At 52.3% G+C, this 16,059-nt stretch carries 16 protein-coding genes and 1 tRNA gene; 13 read left to right on the top strand and 4 right to left on the bottom strand.

Translation table 11 applies throughout. The features are described 5' to 3' along the window. Positions 1 to 42: 42 nt before the first annotated feature. From bamA to KO508_RS11175, 8 genes are all read left to right on the top strand, one after another. Positions 43 to 2,361 carry an outer membrane protein assembly factor BamA gene (bamA, locus tag KO508_RS11210; RefSeq protein ID WP_216008405.1) on the top strand — a complete coding sequence of 773 codons (2,319 nt, stop codon included), beginning with the start codon at positions 43 to 45 and terminating at the stop codon, positions 2,359 to 2,361. Between the two features lie 63 nt (positions 2,362 to 2,424). After that, on the top strand, positions 2,425 to 2,919 hold the full coding sequence (locus KO508_RS11205) for an OmpH family outer membrane protein (protein WP_216008404.1): 495 nt from the start codon (positions 2,425 to 2,427) through the stop codon (positions 2,917 to 2,919). Between the two features lie 49 nt (positions 2,920 to 2,968). Continuing rightward, complete coding sequence (gene lpxD / locus KO508_RS11200) at positions 2,969 to 3,994, top strand: UDP-3-O-(3-hydroxymyristoyl)glucosamine N-acyltransferase (RefSeq protein ID WP_216008403.1); 1,026 nt, start codon at positions 2,969 to 2,971, stop codon at positions 3,992 to 3,994. 11 nt (positions 3,995 to 4,005) lie between these two features. Continuing rightward, the gene (fabZ, locus tag KO508_RS11195) at positions 4,006 to 4,443 is read left to right on the top strand and encodes a 3-hydroxyacyl-ACP dehydratase FabZ (protein WP_216008402.1); all 438 of its coding nucleotides are present in this window, start codon (positions 4,006 to 4,008) and stop codon (positions 4,441 to 4,443) included. Further along, complete coding sequence (lpxA, locus tag KO508_RS11190; RefSeq protein ID WP_216008401.1) at positions 4,443 to 5,234, top strand: acyl-ACP--UDP-N-acetylglucosamine O-acyltransferase; 792 nt, start codon at positions 4,443 to 4,445, stop codon at positions 5,232 to 5,234. The genes fabZ and lpxA overlap by 1 nt, the downstream gene beginning before the upstream one ends. A 20-nt stretch (positions 5,235 to 5,254) precedes the next feature. Then, on the top strand, positions 5,255 to 6,436 hold the full coding sequence (lpxB, locus tag KO508_RS11185; protein ID WP_216008400.1) for a lipid-A-disaccharide synthase: 1,182 nt from the start codon (positions 5,255 to 5,257) through the stop codon (positions 6,434 to 6,436). Beyond that, on the top strand, positions 6,437 to 7,126 hold the full coding sequence (rnhB, locus tag KO508_RS11180) for a ribonuclease HII (RefSeq protein WP_216008399.1): 690 nt from the start codon (positions 6,437 to 6,439) through the stop codon (positions 7,124 to 7,126). A 67-nt stretch (positions 7,127 to 7,193) separates the two neighbouring features. Next, a tRNA-Met gene (locus tag KO508_RS11175) sits at positions 7,194 to 7,270 on the top strand. A gap of 140 nt (positions 7,271 to 7,410) precedes the next feature. Here the strand turns inward: KO508_RS11175 and KO508_RS11170 are convergent. Continuing rightward, entirely contained in the window at positions 7,411 to 7,569 is a 159-nt protein-coding gene (locus KO508_RS11170) for a hypothetical protein (RefSeq protein ID WP_216008398.1), read from the bottom strand. Between the two features lie 385 nt (positions 7,570 to 7,954). On the opposite strand from KO508_RS11170, the gene KO508_RS11165 reads away from it, so the two are divergent. Next, a complete protein-coding gene (locus KO508_RS11165) occupies positions 7,955 to 10,102 on the top strand; it encodes an autotransporter domain-containing protein (protein WP_216008397.1) in 2,148 nt (715 codons plus the stop codon). 42 nt (positions 10,103 to 10,144) lie between these two features. On the opposite strand, the gene KO508_RS11160 is transcribed toward KO508_RS11165, so the two are convergent. From KO508_RS11160 to KO508_RS11150, 3 genes are all read right to left on the bottom strand, one after another. Next, complete coding sequence (locus KO508_RS11160; protein ID WP_216008396.1) at positions 10,145 to 10,477, bottom strand: hypothetical protein; 333 nt, start codon at positions 10,475 to 10,477, stop codon at positions 10,145 to 10,147. 88 nt (positions 10,478 to 10,565) lie between these two features. After that, positions 10,566 to 11,390 carry a metal ABC transporter permease gene (locus KO508_RS11155; RefSeq protein WP_216008395.1) on the bottom strand — a complete coding sequence of 275 codons (825 nt, stop codon included), beginning with the start codon at positions 11,388 to 11,390 and terminating at the stop codon, positions 10,566 to 10,568. After that, positions 11,390 to 12,184, bottom strand: a complete 795-nt coding sequence (locus tag KO508_RS11150; protein ID WP_252738072.1) for an ATP-binding cassette domain-containing protein — start codon at positions 12,182 to 12,184, stop codon at positions 11,390 to 11,392. Before KO508_RS11150 ends, KO508_RS11155 begins: the two co-directional genes overlap by 1 nt. A gap of 98 nt (positions 12,185 to 12,282) precedes the next feature. Here KO508_RS11150 and KO508_RS11145 point away from each other — a divergent pair, with 98 nt between their 5' ends. The 4 genes from KO508_RS11145 to cysS are packed head-to-tail and all read left to right on the top strand — an operon-like array spanning position 12,283 to position 16,052. Then, the gene (locus KO508_RS11145) at positions 12,283 to 13,248 is read left to right on the top strand and encodes a zinc ABC transporter substrate-binding protein (RefSeq protein WP_216008394.1); all 966 of its coding nucleotides are present in this window, start codon (positions 12,283 to 12,285) and stop codon (positions 13,246 to 13,248) included. Between the two features lie 51 nt (positions 13,249 to 13,299). After that, entirely contained in the window at positions 13,300 to 13,722 is a 423-nt protein-coding gene (locus KO508_RS11140) for a Fur family transcriptional regulator (protein ID WP_216008393.1), read from the top strand. A 1-nt stretch (position 13,723) separates the two neighbouring features. Next, complete coding sequence (gene folE2, locus KO508_RS11135) at positions 13,724 to 14,647, top strand: GTP cyclohydrolase FolE2 (protein ID WP_216008392.1); 924 nt, start codon at positions 13,724 to 13,726, stop codon at positions 14,645 to 14,647. Next, positions 14,637 to 16,052 carry a cysteine--tRNA ligase gene (gene cysS, locus KO508_RS11130; protein WP_216008391.1) on the top strand — a complete coding sequence of 472 codons (1,416 nt, stop codon included), beginning with the start codon at positions 14,637 to 14,639 and terminating at the stop codon, positions 16,050 to 16,052. The genes folE2 and cysS overlap by 11 nt, the downstream gene beginning before the upstream one ends. The last annotated feature ends 7 nt before the right edge of the window (positions 16,053 to 16,059 follow it).

Here is a 16,059-nt window from a genome sequence, read left to right as displayed (position 1 = left end):
ATTGCGGGCTCCTTACGCGCATTAATCAGGCGAAATAATTGAATGAGACGTTCTCTTCTAGGTTTAGCCGTTGGCCTCGTTGTTGCCGCAACCGGCATGACGCCAGCATTTGCAGATGAATTTACGGTTGCAGACATTGAAGTAGAAGGCTTGCAGCGTGTTTCTGCGGGTACCGTGTTTTCTGCTTTTCCCGTTAACATTGGCGAGCAGATGGACGAAGCCGAACTGGCCGATGCGATTAAATCACTGTTCCGGACAGGATTGTTTACCGACATAGAAGCTAGCCGCGACGCTGGCATCTTGATTCTCACCGTGCGGGAACGGCCTTCGATTACTTCAATCGATATTGAAGGCAACAAGAATATTGAAACCGACATGCTCATGGATGCGTTGGGTGGCGCCGGGCTTCAGGAAGGTCAGGTGTTCCGTCGAGCAACTCTGGAACGGTTAGAGTTGGAGATCTTGCGCTCGTACATCGGGCAAGGGCGCTATAACGCCCGAGTCAAAGCAACAGCTGAAGTGCTGCCGCGAAACCGCGTGGCCATTCGCCTAGACATAAACGAAGGTACTGTTGCTGCTATCCAGCATATCAACTTGGTTGGTAACCGGGAGTTTAGTGACGAATCGCTACGCGACCTGTTTGAGTTGCGTACTAGCAGTTGGTGGAATTCTCTCACTAACTCAGACAAATATGCGCGGGAACGCTTGAGTGGTGATCTCGAAACCCTGCGTTCGTTTTATCTCGACCGTGGTTATCTAGACTTCAACGTAGAATCCAGTCAGGTTTCTATCTCGCCGGATAAACAACAGGTCTTTATTGCGGTTGCATTAAACGAAGGGCCGCAATACACGATTTCAGAGATAAAGTTGCGCGGCAATCTCATCGTTGATGAAGATGAGTTGCGGGAGCTAATCCCGGTGGATGCGGGTGATGTGTTCTCCCGTGCCCGCATGACGGCGATTTCGGAAACACTGGCCTTCCGGCTAGGTAAAGAGGGTTATGCCTTTGCCAACGTAAACGCCGTACCCGAACCAGGGCCGAATAACACAGCTGCTGTCACGTTTTATCTTGAGCCCGGCAAGCGGGCCTATGTTCGCCGAATTAATTTTGACGGTAACGTATCCACCCGAGACGATGTCCTGCGTCAGGAAATGACCCAAATGGAAGGCGGTATTGCGTCGTCGGACCGCATAGAGTTTTCCAAAACCCGCCTAGAGCGGCTCGGGTTTTTTAAGGCCGTGAATGTGGACACGGTCCCTGTGCCCGGAACCGATGACCTTGTAGATGTGAATTACTCAATTGAGGAGCAGCCGACAGGAAGCCTTTCGGCATCTGTAGGCTTCTCTCAGGATTCCGGCATTATTCTTGGTGCGAACGTATCTGAAAATAACTTTTTCGGTACGGGCAAGCGGGTATCTTTTGGCGTAAATGCCAGTGACTCGGTCAAAAGCGCCAATATTTCTTATATGGATCCTTACTATACTGTCGACGGAGTGAGCCGCGGTTTCAGTGTATTTGCCAGAGAGACGGATTTTGAGCAAGAGGATATTTCGTCCTACCTGCTCGACGAGTATGGCGGCCGTGTCACCTTTGGTTATCCGACTGATAACATCACGAGGTTGAACTTTGGGTTAGGTTATACGCTTTCGAAACTCAAAGGCGGCGTGTTTACCTCGCAGGAAGTTACGGATTTTATCGACGAAGAAGGCGACTCCTTCAATAACTACTTCCTGTTCGGGAGTTGGCGCCGTAGCACACTGAATCGGGGTGTTTTGCCAACGGAAGGTTATAGTCATTCACTGTCTGTTGACGTGGCTGTGCCGGGTAGTGATCTTACGTTTTATAAGGCCACCCATAAAACTGACTTCTACTTCCCGATTACAGATAACAATCGCTGGGTTGTACGCACAAGAACAGAAGTAGGCTACGGCAACGGTTATGGCGATCGGTCATTTATGCCGTTTTACGAGCACTTTTATGCTGGAGGCTATGGCTCGGTTCGCGGCTATCGGGCCAACTCGTTGGGGCAGCGCGCTACCAACGCCCCCAACGATTCTTCGGATCCGGATCCGTTTGGTGGTAACCTCTTGACAGAAGGTTCTCTGGAGCTGATTTTCCCGACGCCGTTTGCCGGTGACAGTCGCTCCATGCGCACTGCATTCTTTATAGATGCAGGGCAAGTGTTTGATCCGGATCGCGGATTCGAACCTGAACCCGAGGAACTACGGCTTTCTGCAGGTGTCGGGTTCCAGTGGATTACGGCCGTAGGTCCGCTGGCATTCAGCCTTGCCAAACCGCTGAACGACAAGCCTGGGGACGATACTCAGGTATTCCAGTTCTCGCTCGGCCAGACATTCTGATTCCTCGGCATTCAGATTAAACACCACGAGAAATAGAAACGAACGATACATAGGAGCCCCAACATGTTCAGAAGCTTATTGATGTTTGTCGCAGCCATGGCGCTGGCGTTGCCCGTCGCCGCAGAGAGCCGCATTGGTGTTGTAGATCTTCGCCAAGCCTTGTTTTCGTCGAATGATGCCAAGTCGTTTAGCGAAAACATGCAGAAAGATTTTGCAGGTGATGAGCAGAAAGTTCGCGAAGCTCAAGAAGCGGCACGTAGTTTGAAAGAGCGTCTGGAAAAAGACGGCGCCATGATGAACGATAGCGAGCGCAACAAGCTCGCTGGTGAGTTTCAAGAGAAAGTAAAAGAGTTCAACTTCCTCAAGCAACGTCTCGATACTACGGTTAATCAGCGCAAGCAGGCGTTTCTGGAAGAGGCTCGCCCGGAAGTGGATGCGGCCGTTAAAGAATTGCTGGAAGAAAACGATCTTGACCTGATTCTTCCGAGCGAAGCGGTTGTCTATGTGAAGCCGGATATGAACCTAACACCACAGCTTTTGGAAAAGCTTAACCGTTAAATTCTTGCCGGAGAGCCCTTGGGCTCGCTAGCGTGTTGTGGAGCGCGTGATGACAGTAAAGTCTTACCGGCTTGGAGAAATTGCAAAAGCGTTGGGCGCAGAGCTTCGTGGCGATCCGGACGTTATGGTGTCTGGCCTTGCAACGCTTCAGGCTGCTGGCTCGGGTCAGCTCAGCTTTCTGGCAAACCCCGCCTATGCAAAGCATTTGACAGATACTCAAGCGGCAGCGGTCATTTTATCGCCTGCCGCCGCGGGTAACTGTCCGACCAACGTCCTGTTACTCGAGAATCCTTACCTAGGCTATGCTCAATTGAGTCACTGGTTTGACCCGACGCCCGTTGCGCCTCAGGGAGTTCACCCTTCAGCTGTGGTTGATCCCGGCGCGACCGTGGCTACCAGTGCTAGTATAGGGCCTAACGCCGTTATTGAGGCGGGTGTGGTTATTGGAGAGCAGGTTGTTGTCGGTGCGGGCAGTGTGATTGGTGCTCGCACCAGTATTGGTTCCGGCTCCATTATAAGGCCTAGAGTTACACTCGCCCATGATGTGGTGGTGGGGCAGCGCTGCCATATTCTAAGTGGCGCCGTGATTGGTTCTGATGGTTTCGGCTTTGCGAATGAAAAAGGCCACTGGCACAGAATTGCCCAACTTGGCCGTGTGATTCTCGGTGATGACGTGGAGGTCGGTGCAAACACAACGATTGACCGTGGCGCTCTGGATGACACGGTTATAGGTAATGGCGTTAAACTGGATAACCTGATTCAGATCGCCCATAACGTCCGCATTGGTGACCATTGTGCCATGGCTGCAATGGTTGGCATTGCAGGCAGTACAAAGATTGGCAGCCACTGTGTGTTTGGTGGAGCTTCTGGAGTCGCTGGCCATCTGGAAATTGCAAATCAGGTGCACCTTACCGGCATGACACTGGTTTCCGGAGATATTCGGGAGTCAGGGGTCTATTCCTCCGGAACCAGTGCAGATACGAATCGGCAATGGCGCAAAAACGCTGTACGTTTCCGTCAGCTGGATGCTCTGGCACGGCGTGTTAAAGAGCTGGAAAAGAAAACAGAGGGCTGAGGCCGATCACAATGATGTATATTGATGAAATAATGGAACACCTGCCGCACCGTTATCCGTTTTTATTGGTGGATCGGGTTACCGAAATTGAAAAGTCCAAGTCAATCAAAGGCTACAAAAACGTTTCCTTTAACGAGTCGTTTTTTACCGGCCATTTTCCCGATAATCCGATTATGCCGGGTGTACTGATTATTGAAGCCATGGCGCAGCTTTCTGGCATTCTCGGTTTTGTGACAGTGGGGCGGAAACCTTCTGACGGGCTGGTACAATATTTGGCTGGGACCAGTAAGGCGCGATTTAAGCGCCCTGTGTTACCCGGGGATCGGCTCTGTATGGAGTCGGTAATTATCTCGGAAAGACGCGGTATCTGGAAATTCGATTGTCGCGCACTGGTCGATGGTGAGATTGTTTGTGTGGCAGAGATACTGACCGCTGAGAGAGAAGTTTAATGGCGACGAATGATTGGTCGGGTGTCCATCCTCAAGCGATTGTAGACCCATCAGCTAAACTTGCGGATAACGTAACGGTTGGCCCTTGGAGCTACATTGGCCCGAACGTTGAAATTGGCGAAGGCACAGAGATTCTTTCCCATGTGGTTGTGAAAGGCCCAACGGTTATTGGCCGTAATAATCGTATCTTTCAGTTTTGCAGCGTTGGTGAAGAGTGCCAAGACAAAAAATACGCCGGGGAGCCAACCACGCTTATCATCGGCGATAACAACACGATTCGCGAAAATTGCACCATTCACCGTGGCACAGTTCAGGATCAGGGTGAAACCCGCATAGGCAGTAATAACCTGCTTATGGCCTATGTGCATGTGGCCCACGACTGCGTGATTGGCAACGACACAATTCTTGCAAACTGTGCGACACTCGCGGGCCACGTGACGGTCGGCGACCACGCCATTCTTGGCGGTGGCACTATGGTTCACCAGTTCTGCCATATAGGCCCGCACAGTATGGCTGCTGGCGGCAGTATCGTACTAAAGGATATTCCCGCTTATGTTATGGCGGCGGGGCAGTCTGCAGAGCCTCACGGCATGAACGTCGAAGGCCTCAAGCGTCGTGGATTCGACAAAGAGGTGTTGATGACCCTGCGCCGGGCTTATAAGGTCATTTACCGTCATGGCCTGACAACTGAGCAGGCCGTCGAAAAGCTGGAAGAGGAATACTCTGACACGCCCGAAGTGTGCGTGTTGATTGACTCTCTGCGCGGAGCTCATCGCGGAATTATTCGCTGAGCGAGCAGGAGCCTTGTTGGATGGAGCATCTCCAAGCTGCGGTTGTAAGTGAGCGCAGAACTACTGTTGGAATCATTGCCGGTGAGGCGTCTGGGGACATTCTGGGCGCCGGCCTGATTCGTTCACTTCGCAAGCGCTATCCAAACGCGCGTTTTGTTGGTATCGGCGGCGACGAGATGATCGCGGAAGGCTTCCACTCTCTGGTTCCCATGGAACGTCTTTCCGTTATGGGACTGGTGGAAGTTCTTGGACGTATTCGAGAGCTCTTTCGTATCCGTGCTCGCCTCCTGAGCTATTTCTTTGCCACTCCCCCGGATGTAGTTATAGGCATTGATTCCCCAGACTTTACTCTGGCCATTGAGCGGCGCTGCCGCGAAGCAGGCATTCCTTCTGTTCATTATGTGAGCCCCTCCGTTTGGGCATGGCGCCAAAAGCGCATCTTCAAAATCGCCAAGTCCGTGGACTTGATGCTCACCTTGTTGCCTTTTGAAGCCCAGTTTTATGAGAAGCATCAAGTGCCAGTTGCCTTTGTGGGGCACCCTCTTGCAGACCGCATCCCTCTGGTTCCCGAGACCGGTAGAGCCCGTGAAGAGCTTGGGCTTGATGAGAGCGCACCTCTGCTGGCGATATTGCCCGGTAGCAGAGCCGGTGAGGTTGAGCGGCTTGGGACACTGTTTTTGGAAGCTGCGCGCTGGATACAAACCAAGCGGTCGGATATGCAGTTGGTTATACCTTGTGTTAATCGCGAACGGGAACAGCAGGTTCGCGATCTTATCGAAGCACTGGATGTAAAATTGCAGGTTACGATTGTAAGAGGCCGATCCCGAGAAGTGATGGCCGCTTCCGATGTTGTTCTGTTGGCATCGGGAACCGCGACCCTTGAAGCGATGTTGCTGAAAAAGCCCATGGTTGTGGGTTATCGCTTGAGCAACGTCAGCTGGGCACTGCTTTCTCGGTTAGTGAAAGTGCCTCACGTTTCCTTGCCCAATCTGCTGGCGAAGCAGTCTCTGGTTCCCGAGCTGTTGCAGGATGACGCGACGCCAGAATCACTTGGCGCAGCGGTGCTGGAACGTATGGAAGATCAAAAAGAGCGGGGTAGGCTGATACACGCCTTCACGGAGCTTCATCATACCTTGAGGCAGGATGCCGATGAAAAAGCCGCCCGAGCCATTTCCATGCTACTTGAAGAGCGAACGCACTGAGTGGCCCGCGCACTCGTATTGCCGCCGTTTGAATGTGCCTATCAGGGCCGACTTCTGGCTGGCGTCGATGAAGTAGGGCGAGGTCCGCTCATCGGTGCGGTTGTTACCGCTGCGGTAATTCTCAATCCTGATCGACCCATTGCAGGGCTGGCGGACTCGAAAAAACTCACAGAAAAAAAACGCAATGCGCTGTACGACGAAATTACTGAGCATGCGACTGCCTGGTGTTTAGGCCGCTGTGAAGCCCACGAGATTGATCAGATTAACATCTATCAGGCCACGATGATTGCAATGGAGCGTGCCGTCGCTGGCCTGAGTGTTGCTCCCGAATACGTACTGGTGGACGGCAATAAATGCCCGGAGTGGCATTGGCCCTCAGAACCCGTAATAAAGGGCGATAGCCGAGTAGAAGCCATCAGCGCTGCGTCCATCCTCGCCAAAGTGACCCGGGACCGGGAGATGGTGGCGATGGAAGATAAGTACCCGGGTTATGGCCTTGCCAAACACAAAGGCTATCCCACACCTGTACACATGGAAGCGCTATTCCGATTGGGCGTAACGCCAGAGCATAGGAAGTCGTTTCGGCCGGTACAGGAAGCGCTGGAGCGGGTGGGTTTTTTCAAAGAGTCAGTAGCCCCAGCGGTAGATAACCTCCACTATCCAACCGACCTCTTTGAAAACAGTGATTGACAACGCACTCCGGAATCCTTAATATACGCGCACGTTGATCGGGGTGGCCCGGCAACAACCAGTTTGATGCGGGGTGGAGCAGTCTGGTAGCTCGTCGGGCTCATAACCCGAAGGTCGTAGGTTCGAATCCTGCCCCCGCTACCATATTTAAAGGCAAATCAGTAACTTACTGGTTTGCCTTTTTTCGTTTCTGGCGTTCGAGATTTCTCTGTGCCCAAAATGTGCCCAAATGGTTCCTGAAATCTAAAAGCTTGGACCTTTGCATCGTCCGGCGCGCGCTCGGCTTAACGGCAAGCTGACGTTTTTTCATTCGGTTTCGCAGCTGCCGGGTGCGTCAGGGCTCTACCGATCAGGCAACCGGTTACTCCACCGGCCAATGCCATCACCGGCCCAATCAGGCCTCCCACCAAGCCACCAACAAACATCAGTACCACGCTTTTCATACAGACTCCTCTTGCCTTCCTGGCAGCTGCATTAGTCCAAGTATAGGGCATTGTGCCCAGTGATGAGTTGACCACTACATTCGGGATCAATGCTTGTGGGGGGCTGAAAAGCCTTATGCATAACGATGAAACATCCATTTTAATATACCTTTGCTTGCTTAAGAATAACCCCATCTTGGTTGTGAACGAAAGATTGACCTTTTAGTCGAGAGGAAGGGCGAATCTGAATGTTCGCTTTTCGATCTTTGCGATCGTTGTAAAAATCTCTACTCAGGTTTCCAATTATTTTCTGGGGGCATTACAACACGTTCATGCGGCGCTAAAGTTACGCAAAGTTTATGTTCTGCTCTATACTTAGGCTCACCTATTTTCTTTCGGTGTGATTATGGAAAATCCAATAAAAATTGTTATTGGCGCGCTGTTGCTGTTTTTAACTAGTCCCTTCGCTTTTTCGGCCACAGCCGTTAATGATTTTTATTCTATCAATATGCAGAGTAGCACTACGCTTTTCTTTTACCCGAGTGACAATGATACCTTTGACAGTGGTTTTAACGGCTTCACTAGTGCAAGTTTTGAACTTATAAAAGGTCAGGGGGACATTAATATATCCCCCAATGGACCAACGTTTGAGCCGAATCCGGGGTATTCTGGAGTTGCAGAAATCCGCTACACGATCACCGACAGCACCAGCACTTCTGAAGCTTTCGTCTTCATTGCGGTAGAGAATACTAACGCTAACTTTCAGGCTATAGATGATACGTTCGATGTGCCTGAAAATGCGGACGCTACGCCGTTGGATGTGCGGTTAAATGATCAACCTGTGCATGATATTATTCCTTCACCAGTCCTATCGATCGACAACGCGACCACCTCCAATGGTGGAGCCGTGGCGATCCTCACTTTCGAAGACCGTCCTTCTATCTATTACACTCCACCGGCCAATTTTTCTGGCACCGATTCATTTACCTATACCTTAACGAGAGGGAATGACACCTCCGTAGCATCCGTCACAGTGAATGTTGGTGAAGCGCCCGTCAGTTTTGAAGCCGTCGACGATACATTCGATATCCAGAAAAACGCAGACACGGTCACGTTGAATGTTCGAGAGAATGACCAACTTGCCGGCGTAAATGGGGTTGTCGAGGTCGTTGATAGTATCAGTGAGGCGGCAGAGGGCGGGGTGGTTGCTATCCAAAGCGAGTCATCTATTAGCTATACGCCTCCCACCGATTTTATCGGAACCGATACCTTCACTTATACCTTGAGGGGAGAAAACGGCTTCTCTGAGGCAGTCGTCACGGTGAATGTTAGCGAGGAGTCGGGGCAGGATGAGCTTGAGATGCCCAGTAACCTCACAGAGGAAGAGGCCCGCGTCTTCGCTGTTGTTATTGATGCTTGCGGGCAAGACTACGAAGTTCTGCCTTGTGGCGAAATCGCAAGCATGTCCCCAGATCAGCAAAAGCAACTGATACAGCAGGTCTCGGGGCGTCACACTAAGCTGCAATCACGAATTATGCGGCAGATGCTACAGCTACAAACCAGCAATATTAGTTCGCGTTTGCGAGAAATTCGCGACCAACGTAATCAACTTAGCATTGATGATTTAAATCTGGCCATCATGGGGGAAAGCACGCCTTTGGCTCAGGCCCTGCAAGGTAATTTGCGCGGCGGCGCAGCTGGCGATGGTGAGCTGGTAAGCCCTTGGGGTGCATTCGTCAATGGTAATATTAGTATAGGGAAAAGCAAAGATACGAGCACCCGGCCAAGCTATGATCAAGACGGCTACGGCCTGACGTTTGGTCTTGATTACCGTTTTAGCGATACCGTCGTGCTGGGCGCTGCCGCCGGGGTTAGTAAATCCGATACGGACTTTACCTCTATGCAAGGGCATCAGGATGCCCAGTCTATTTCCCTGATATCGTTTGGCAACTACTACCCAGTCGACAACCTCTACGTAGACGGCTTCGCTATGTGGACAGAGGGTGATATGGACATCAACCGTCGTGTTGATGTGGCAATGGTTCAACAGGATTTGGCTTCAGATACCAAGAGCCGACAATTAACGGCAGCTACCAGTGTTGGTTATGAGTTTAACTACCAGAGCTGGCAGAGCACTGTCTACGGCCGCCTACAATACTCTGATCTGGATATTGAGGGGTATACTGAAACCGGAGGCAGCATGGCGCTTACCGTAAAAGAACAAAATACTAACAGCTTTACTAGCGCTATGGGTGCGCGGATTAACCATACCTTCAGTTGGAACCGCGGGGTTATAATCCCCAGCATTGATTTGGAATATGTTAAAGAAAACAATAAAAAATATAATATCAGTAACAACTTTGCGAATGCGGCCACCGCCGGAAATTTCAGTATTAGTGCCGATGAGTCAGACACTGAATATATGAGCTTAGGCACCTCATTAACCGCAGTTTTCGGTGGCGGGCAATCAGCTTTTATTCGCTATGAACGACTGTTGTTACAGGACCGCTATGATTTTAGCTCCTACGCTCTGGGTCTTCGCATGGAGTTTTAGGGGCGCGGCCACTCGACTTTGCCGGGAGTTTGTAGAGTTTAATCAAAGATCGAGCAAGTAAAGCCGCTTTAACCGAAACAAATCACGATTCAGTTCACGTAGCTTGTCGTAGAGTTCCCGCAGCGCCCGGTGCAGTTCGATCCGTTCCTTAGACGATGTATCGTCGTCGCTAAGGACCCCATGCAAGTCGGTGCCCTCAACCAATTTGCGCCGTGGCCGACACCGTGAGCGGGCTAAACGCGCTGCAAGTCCCGCAGCTTCAGCGTCGTAAGGCTGACCTTTTACTGTGCGTCGACGCAGTTCTCGGCTTAGGGTGCTGAGGTGATGATAGTGTTTTTCTACGGCAACACGATACTCGATTAGAGGGTGTTGCACTTAGTTATTGAGACCGCGGAGTCCTGAGTACGACTTACATCTCTGCTCATTTTCGATTTCCCGCTCGCTTACCCCATACCTAAATTAGCTAATCCTGCCTGATACTGGTGAGCCTTGCACTTAATCGCTGGCTAATGAGCTGGATGGTATTAAGAGCGATAAATAGTACGGCAACAACGCATACAATGGTTGGACCAGTCGGCGAGTCGAAGTGGTAGGAGAAGCTAAGTCCCGCCACGTTTGCGCAGGCACCAATAATGGCGGCCATCAGTGCCATGACTTCTGGCGTGCGGCTGAATCTGCGAGCTGATGCCGCAGGAATGATCAGCATGGCAGCAATGAGAAGAACCCCGACCACTTTAATTGCAACCGCGACAACTATCGCAAGGGCAATGGTAAGCACCAGCTGTTCCCGGCGCGGTGAAATACCACTGGCCATGGCCAGATCCGGGTTCAGGGTGGATAACAACAGTGCGGACCAGCGATAACCCACCATCACCAGAACCAGCAGTGCGCCACCCCAGATAATTGCCAGATCGGTCTTGCCCACGGCCAGAATATCTCCGAAAAGATAAGCCATAAGGTCAATGCGAACGCCCGACAGAAACGAGACCGCCACCAGACCCACAGCCAGTGCTGAATGAGCCATAACGCCGAGGAGCGTATCCATGGCATAGCCGCGACCGCTTAGTGTTGAGACGGTTACCGCCATCAGCAGGGATATCAGTAACACGCCGGCAAAGATTGGCGTTGATAGCGTCAACGATAATGCAACGCCAAGCATGGCAGCATGGGCAGTGGCGTCACCGAAATAGGCCATTCGCCGCCAGACAATAAAGCATCCCAGAGGTGCTGCAGCCAGTGATACACCAACCCCTGCCAGAGCCGCCCTGACCAGGAAGTCATCCAGCATCACACGGCCTCCTGCAGAGCGTCGGGGGCTTGGTTATGGCCCCGATGGCTATAAACCGCCAGTGTGTCTTCGTCGTCTTCAAATCCGAACAGGTTACGGTACTCTGCGGAATTGCTGACCACCTCGGGTTTACCCTCACAACAAATGTGGCCGTTGAGACAGATCACCCGCTCGGACTGGCGCATCACCACCTGAAGGTCATGGCTAACCATGATGACAGCGCAATTCAGTGCCTTTCTGGTGGTGTCGATGTGCCGATAAAACTCGGCCGTGCCCCGGCGGTCTAGCCCCTGGGTTGGTTCGTCGAGTAGCAGAAGACCGGGCTTATCCAATAGGGCCCGTGCCAGCAGGACCCTTTGCAATTGGCCGCCAGACAAGGATATTAATTGTTGGCCCAGCAGGCCAGGCACGCCAGCATTATCCATGGCCGCCTGCATTGCAGCGGATGATACTCGGTGCGGTAATTGCAAAAACCGCTTAACCGTCATGGGCAAGGTTTCGTCGACATGTAATCGCTGAGGCACGTAGCCGATGGATAGTCCGGGCGATCTGATTATCTGGCCCCCAGAAGGCTTCAAAGCACCAATGAGTGTTCTCAGCAGGGTCGATTTGCCAGACCCGTTGGGGCCAATAACCGTAAGGATTTCACCGCGCTCTGCATGGAGATCAATGCCATTCAGAATCGGTACCTTGCCAATTCGGACTGACAGATTGCGGGCTTGAATCAACATTTCGGCATCCTTCAAAGCAGCGTTCAACACAAAAGTGCGGGCCGGTTTGACGGCCTCATGCATAACGGGTTCTCAAATCAAGAGATATGTTATAACATAACACATCTTGGCGTCACCCATATCATCTCACTACGAGTCTTAAGCTTTTCAGGAGAATCCCGATGGTCCGACCGGCACTTTTAACAGGTCTAACGTTTTGCCTTTTGCCCATGTATAGCTGGGCGGCCGCTCCCAACGTTGTGGCTGATATCGCACCTTTGCACTCCATCGTCGCCCAGGTAATGAGCGGCGTTGGCCATCCAGATTTGTTGGTTCAGTCGGGAGCATCTCCACACAGTTACTCCCTCAGACCGTCTGAAGCAGAGGCTCTATCTCAGGCAGAGGTTGTTTTCTGGATAAGCGAGGACCTAACTCCATGGCTGGAGAACCCGCTGGAGAATCTGGCGAGTTCAGCGCATAAGGTTGAAATGCTGGATTTGTCGGCGACGATAGGCCACCCGTTCAGGGAAGGTGCAACATTCGAATCTCACGCCCACGGTGATGAGGACGGTCACAACGAAGAACACGAAGAACATAACGATGGTCACGAAGAACATCATCATGGCGAATATGATCCCCACGCCTGGTTGGACCCAATGAATGCGAAAGTGTGGGCCGGCGAAATTGCACAAGTACTTTCCAGCACGGATCCATCGAATGCAGAAATTTATCAGAAAAATGCTCAAGCCTTTCAGGGTTCTCTAGAGGAGTTGACAGGCTCACTCAGCGAGCGTGCAGACCGCCTCAGCGGTATCCGGTTCATTGTTTTCCATGATGCCTATCAATACTTTGAGCGTCGTTTCGACTTACCTGCAGCAGGAGCCATTGCGCTGTCTGATGCCTCCGACCCGAGCCCTGCGCGGATTCGCGAAATTCAGGCACTGGTATCAGAACTTGGGGTGACCTGTGCCTTCACTGAACCGCAATACAACCCAGGCCTGATTGATACCGTCTTCGAAGGGTCCAGTGTCAATACAATCGGTGTTATGGACCCATTGGGAGCGGATATCAAAGTCGGCACTGATCATTACACGGAAATGCTGAAGAGGTTAATGGCCAGTCTGGAACAATGTCGGCCTCAACCGTGAAGGGCTTCAGGTAGCCTATTATTTAATCAAATTTTGCGGGCACCGACTCATATGACCAGCCTGACCCCAAACCAGCGCAGAGTCTTTGATGTGCTATTAAAAGCGGATGCGTCGCTCGGTGCGTATGCCATCCTGAAAAAAACTGGCTTCCGTGGCGCAACTCAGGTCTATCGGGCGTTGGAACGACTCGTAGACCTTGGGCTGGCCAGAAAGCTCGAGAGCCTGAACGCCTACATCGCTGTTTCGGCCGAAAGCCAGTCCACCCCCAGTGCCTTCGCGATTTGTGATCACTGCGGCCATATCCATGAGGTGGTTGAGGCACAGGAAATCAAACAATTGCATGAATGCCTCGCCCAATTGAATTTTAAGGTGGAGCGCACCGTTGTTGAGTTTCATGGCGCATGTTCTATGTGCTCCGATCACTCGCACGAAGCCAAAGAAAGCCCCACTTACACCAAACTGAAACAGGGTTAGCATGAGTACAGACCTGCCGGACGTTGCCAGCAACGAAGCCTCTCAAATCAGTGTCCCATTGGAATGGGTCGGGATGAGCCAAATTGATCTACCGATCAACCTGCCGGAACCCGGCTGTCCGGGGCCAGTCCATATGGTTGTGGATGCTCAGGTCAACCTGCCTTCTGTGAGGGTAAAAGGCATTCACATGTCCCGCCTTTACCGAATGCTGAATGAAATGTCCCAGCAGGACGCAATGGCACCAGAGCACCTGAGAACACTACTGGAGCGCATGGTTGAGAGTCATCATGACTGTTACACCAATGGCGCCAGAGTGATGCTGACGTTCAGTCTTCTGGCCAGACGTCCGGCACTTCGCTCGCCGGAACTTTCTGGCTGGAAGGCCTACCCGGTTCAGCTTGAGGCAAAACTGTATCAGGGCACCTTCTCCCTTAACGCATCCGTTGAGGTGGAGTATTCCTCCACCTGCCCATGCTCTGCTGCATTATCTAGACAACTGGTGGCTAATGGCTTCAGGGAACAGTTCGCAGAAAGTACCGAACTTGCGAAGGAAGACGTTGTCGCCTGGCTGGAGAAGAACGCCACGCTTGCGACACCTCACAGCCAGCGTAGCATCGCCTGCGTTAGCGTTGATGTTCCCGGCACCGCCAGGGATTTCGGACTAATGACGATCGTTAATCTGATAGAGGAAGTTCTGGCAACACCAGTCCAGACCGCAGTCAAGCGAGCGGATGAGCAAGCGTTCGCACGGCTGAACGGCCAAAATTTGATGTATGTAGAGGACGCAGCAAGGCGAATCCAGAACGCCCTTTCCACTGGGTACGAAAACCTCAGTACTCACGTCCGGCATCAGGAAAGCTTGCATCCTCATGACGCTGTAGCGTCTGCCAGCGAAGGTTTCATGGGGTTATCTGATGGGCGCTAGCGTTATCCAACTTTACAACACCCTTGAGAGTCGTAAAGAACCCTTAACCACAGAGTTACCCGGGCGCGTAACCATGTATGTTTGTGGACCAACGGTCTACAACTATGCCCATATCGGCAACGCCCGCCCGGCCGTGGTTTTCGATGTACTGGCTCGATTGCTGCGCCACGACTACCGCTGCGTACTCTACGCCCGTAATTTCACGGATGTGGACGACAAGATTAACGCAGCAGCCGTTGCCGAAGGCGTTGGTATTGATACCATCACGAATCGCTATATTGAGGCTTATCACGAAGACCTCGAAGCGCTAGGTGTTGCTCCCCCCGACCTTGAGCCCCGTGTTACCGGTCACATCCCTGACATCATAGAACTGATTCAGACGCTGATTATACGAGGTCATGCCTATGAAGCCTCGGGACATGTGCTCTTCCATGTGCCATCGTATTCCGCCTACGGCGCTCTATCCAAACGCAAGCCGGAGGATATGCTGGCTGGTGCACGGGTGGAGGTTGCACCTTATAAGCGGAGCCCTCTGGATTTCGTTCTCTGGAAGCCGTCGAGTGGAAATCAGGCCGGTTGGGCAAGCCCCTGGGGTTACGGAAGACCGGGATGGCACGTGGAGTGCTCCGCGATGATCGGCAAACACCTCGGCACAACGATCGATATCCATGGCGGCGGACAGGACCTGATTTTCCCTCATCACGAGAACGAAATCGCCCAGGGAACCTGCGCCAATGGAACCCGTTACTGCCGGACTTGGATTCACAATTCCTTTATAACCGTGGACGGGCAAAAGATGTCCAAGTCCAGAGGCAAGGTGCTGTTGGTAAGAGACCTGCTCGCCCAGACTCCGGGCGAAGCCATAAGGCTGGCCCTGCTGTCCACGCATTACCGCCACCCGCTCGACTGGAACGAGAGGCGTCAGACACAGTCGGTTGAAACATTAACGCGCTGGTACGCAACTCTGGTAAGGGCCGAAGGCGAAACGTTTACGGACTGGTCTGACACCGAGCCGGACGACGAGGTGATGAGCGCCCTCAGAGATGATCTTAACGTACCTCTGGCGCTGACAAGGCTGCACGAACTCTGTCGCCTTGTGGATCGAGCCAGCACAGCCGAGCTGGCCCTCGAGCTGGCACAGAAATTCCGTGCTTCTGCCGGTTTACTCGGCTTACTGCAGAAACCTGCCCAGCTGGTATTAAGTGAACTGCGCGGAAAGGCTGCCAAAGCCGAAGTTGACGAAATATCGCTCGAGTGTATTGAAGCTCTGGTCCACCAGCGACAAGAGGCCCGCCATCAGCGTGACTTCGTCCGTGCAGATGCCCTGAGAGAAGAATTGGAGTTGGCCGGTGTGGTCATTGAGGACACCGAGCAAGGTCCACGTTGGCACAAAGCCATACCGTAGCTACCCC

Source organism: Marinobacter salexigens (assembly GCF_018860765.1).
GTDB classification, from domain to species: domain Bacteria; phylum Pseudomonadota; class Gammaproteobacteria; order Pseudomonadales; family Oleiphilaceae; genus Marinobacter; species Marinobacter salexigens_A.
Note: the sequence above shows the minus strand (reverse complement) of the source record. Positions and strands in the feature narration are given on the sequence as shown.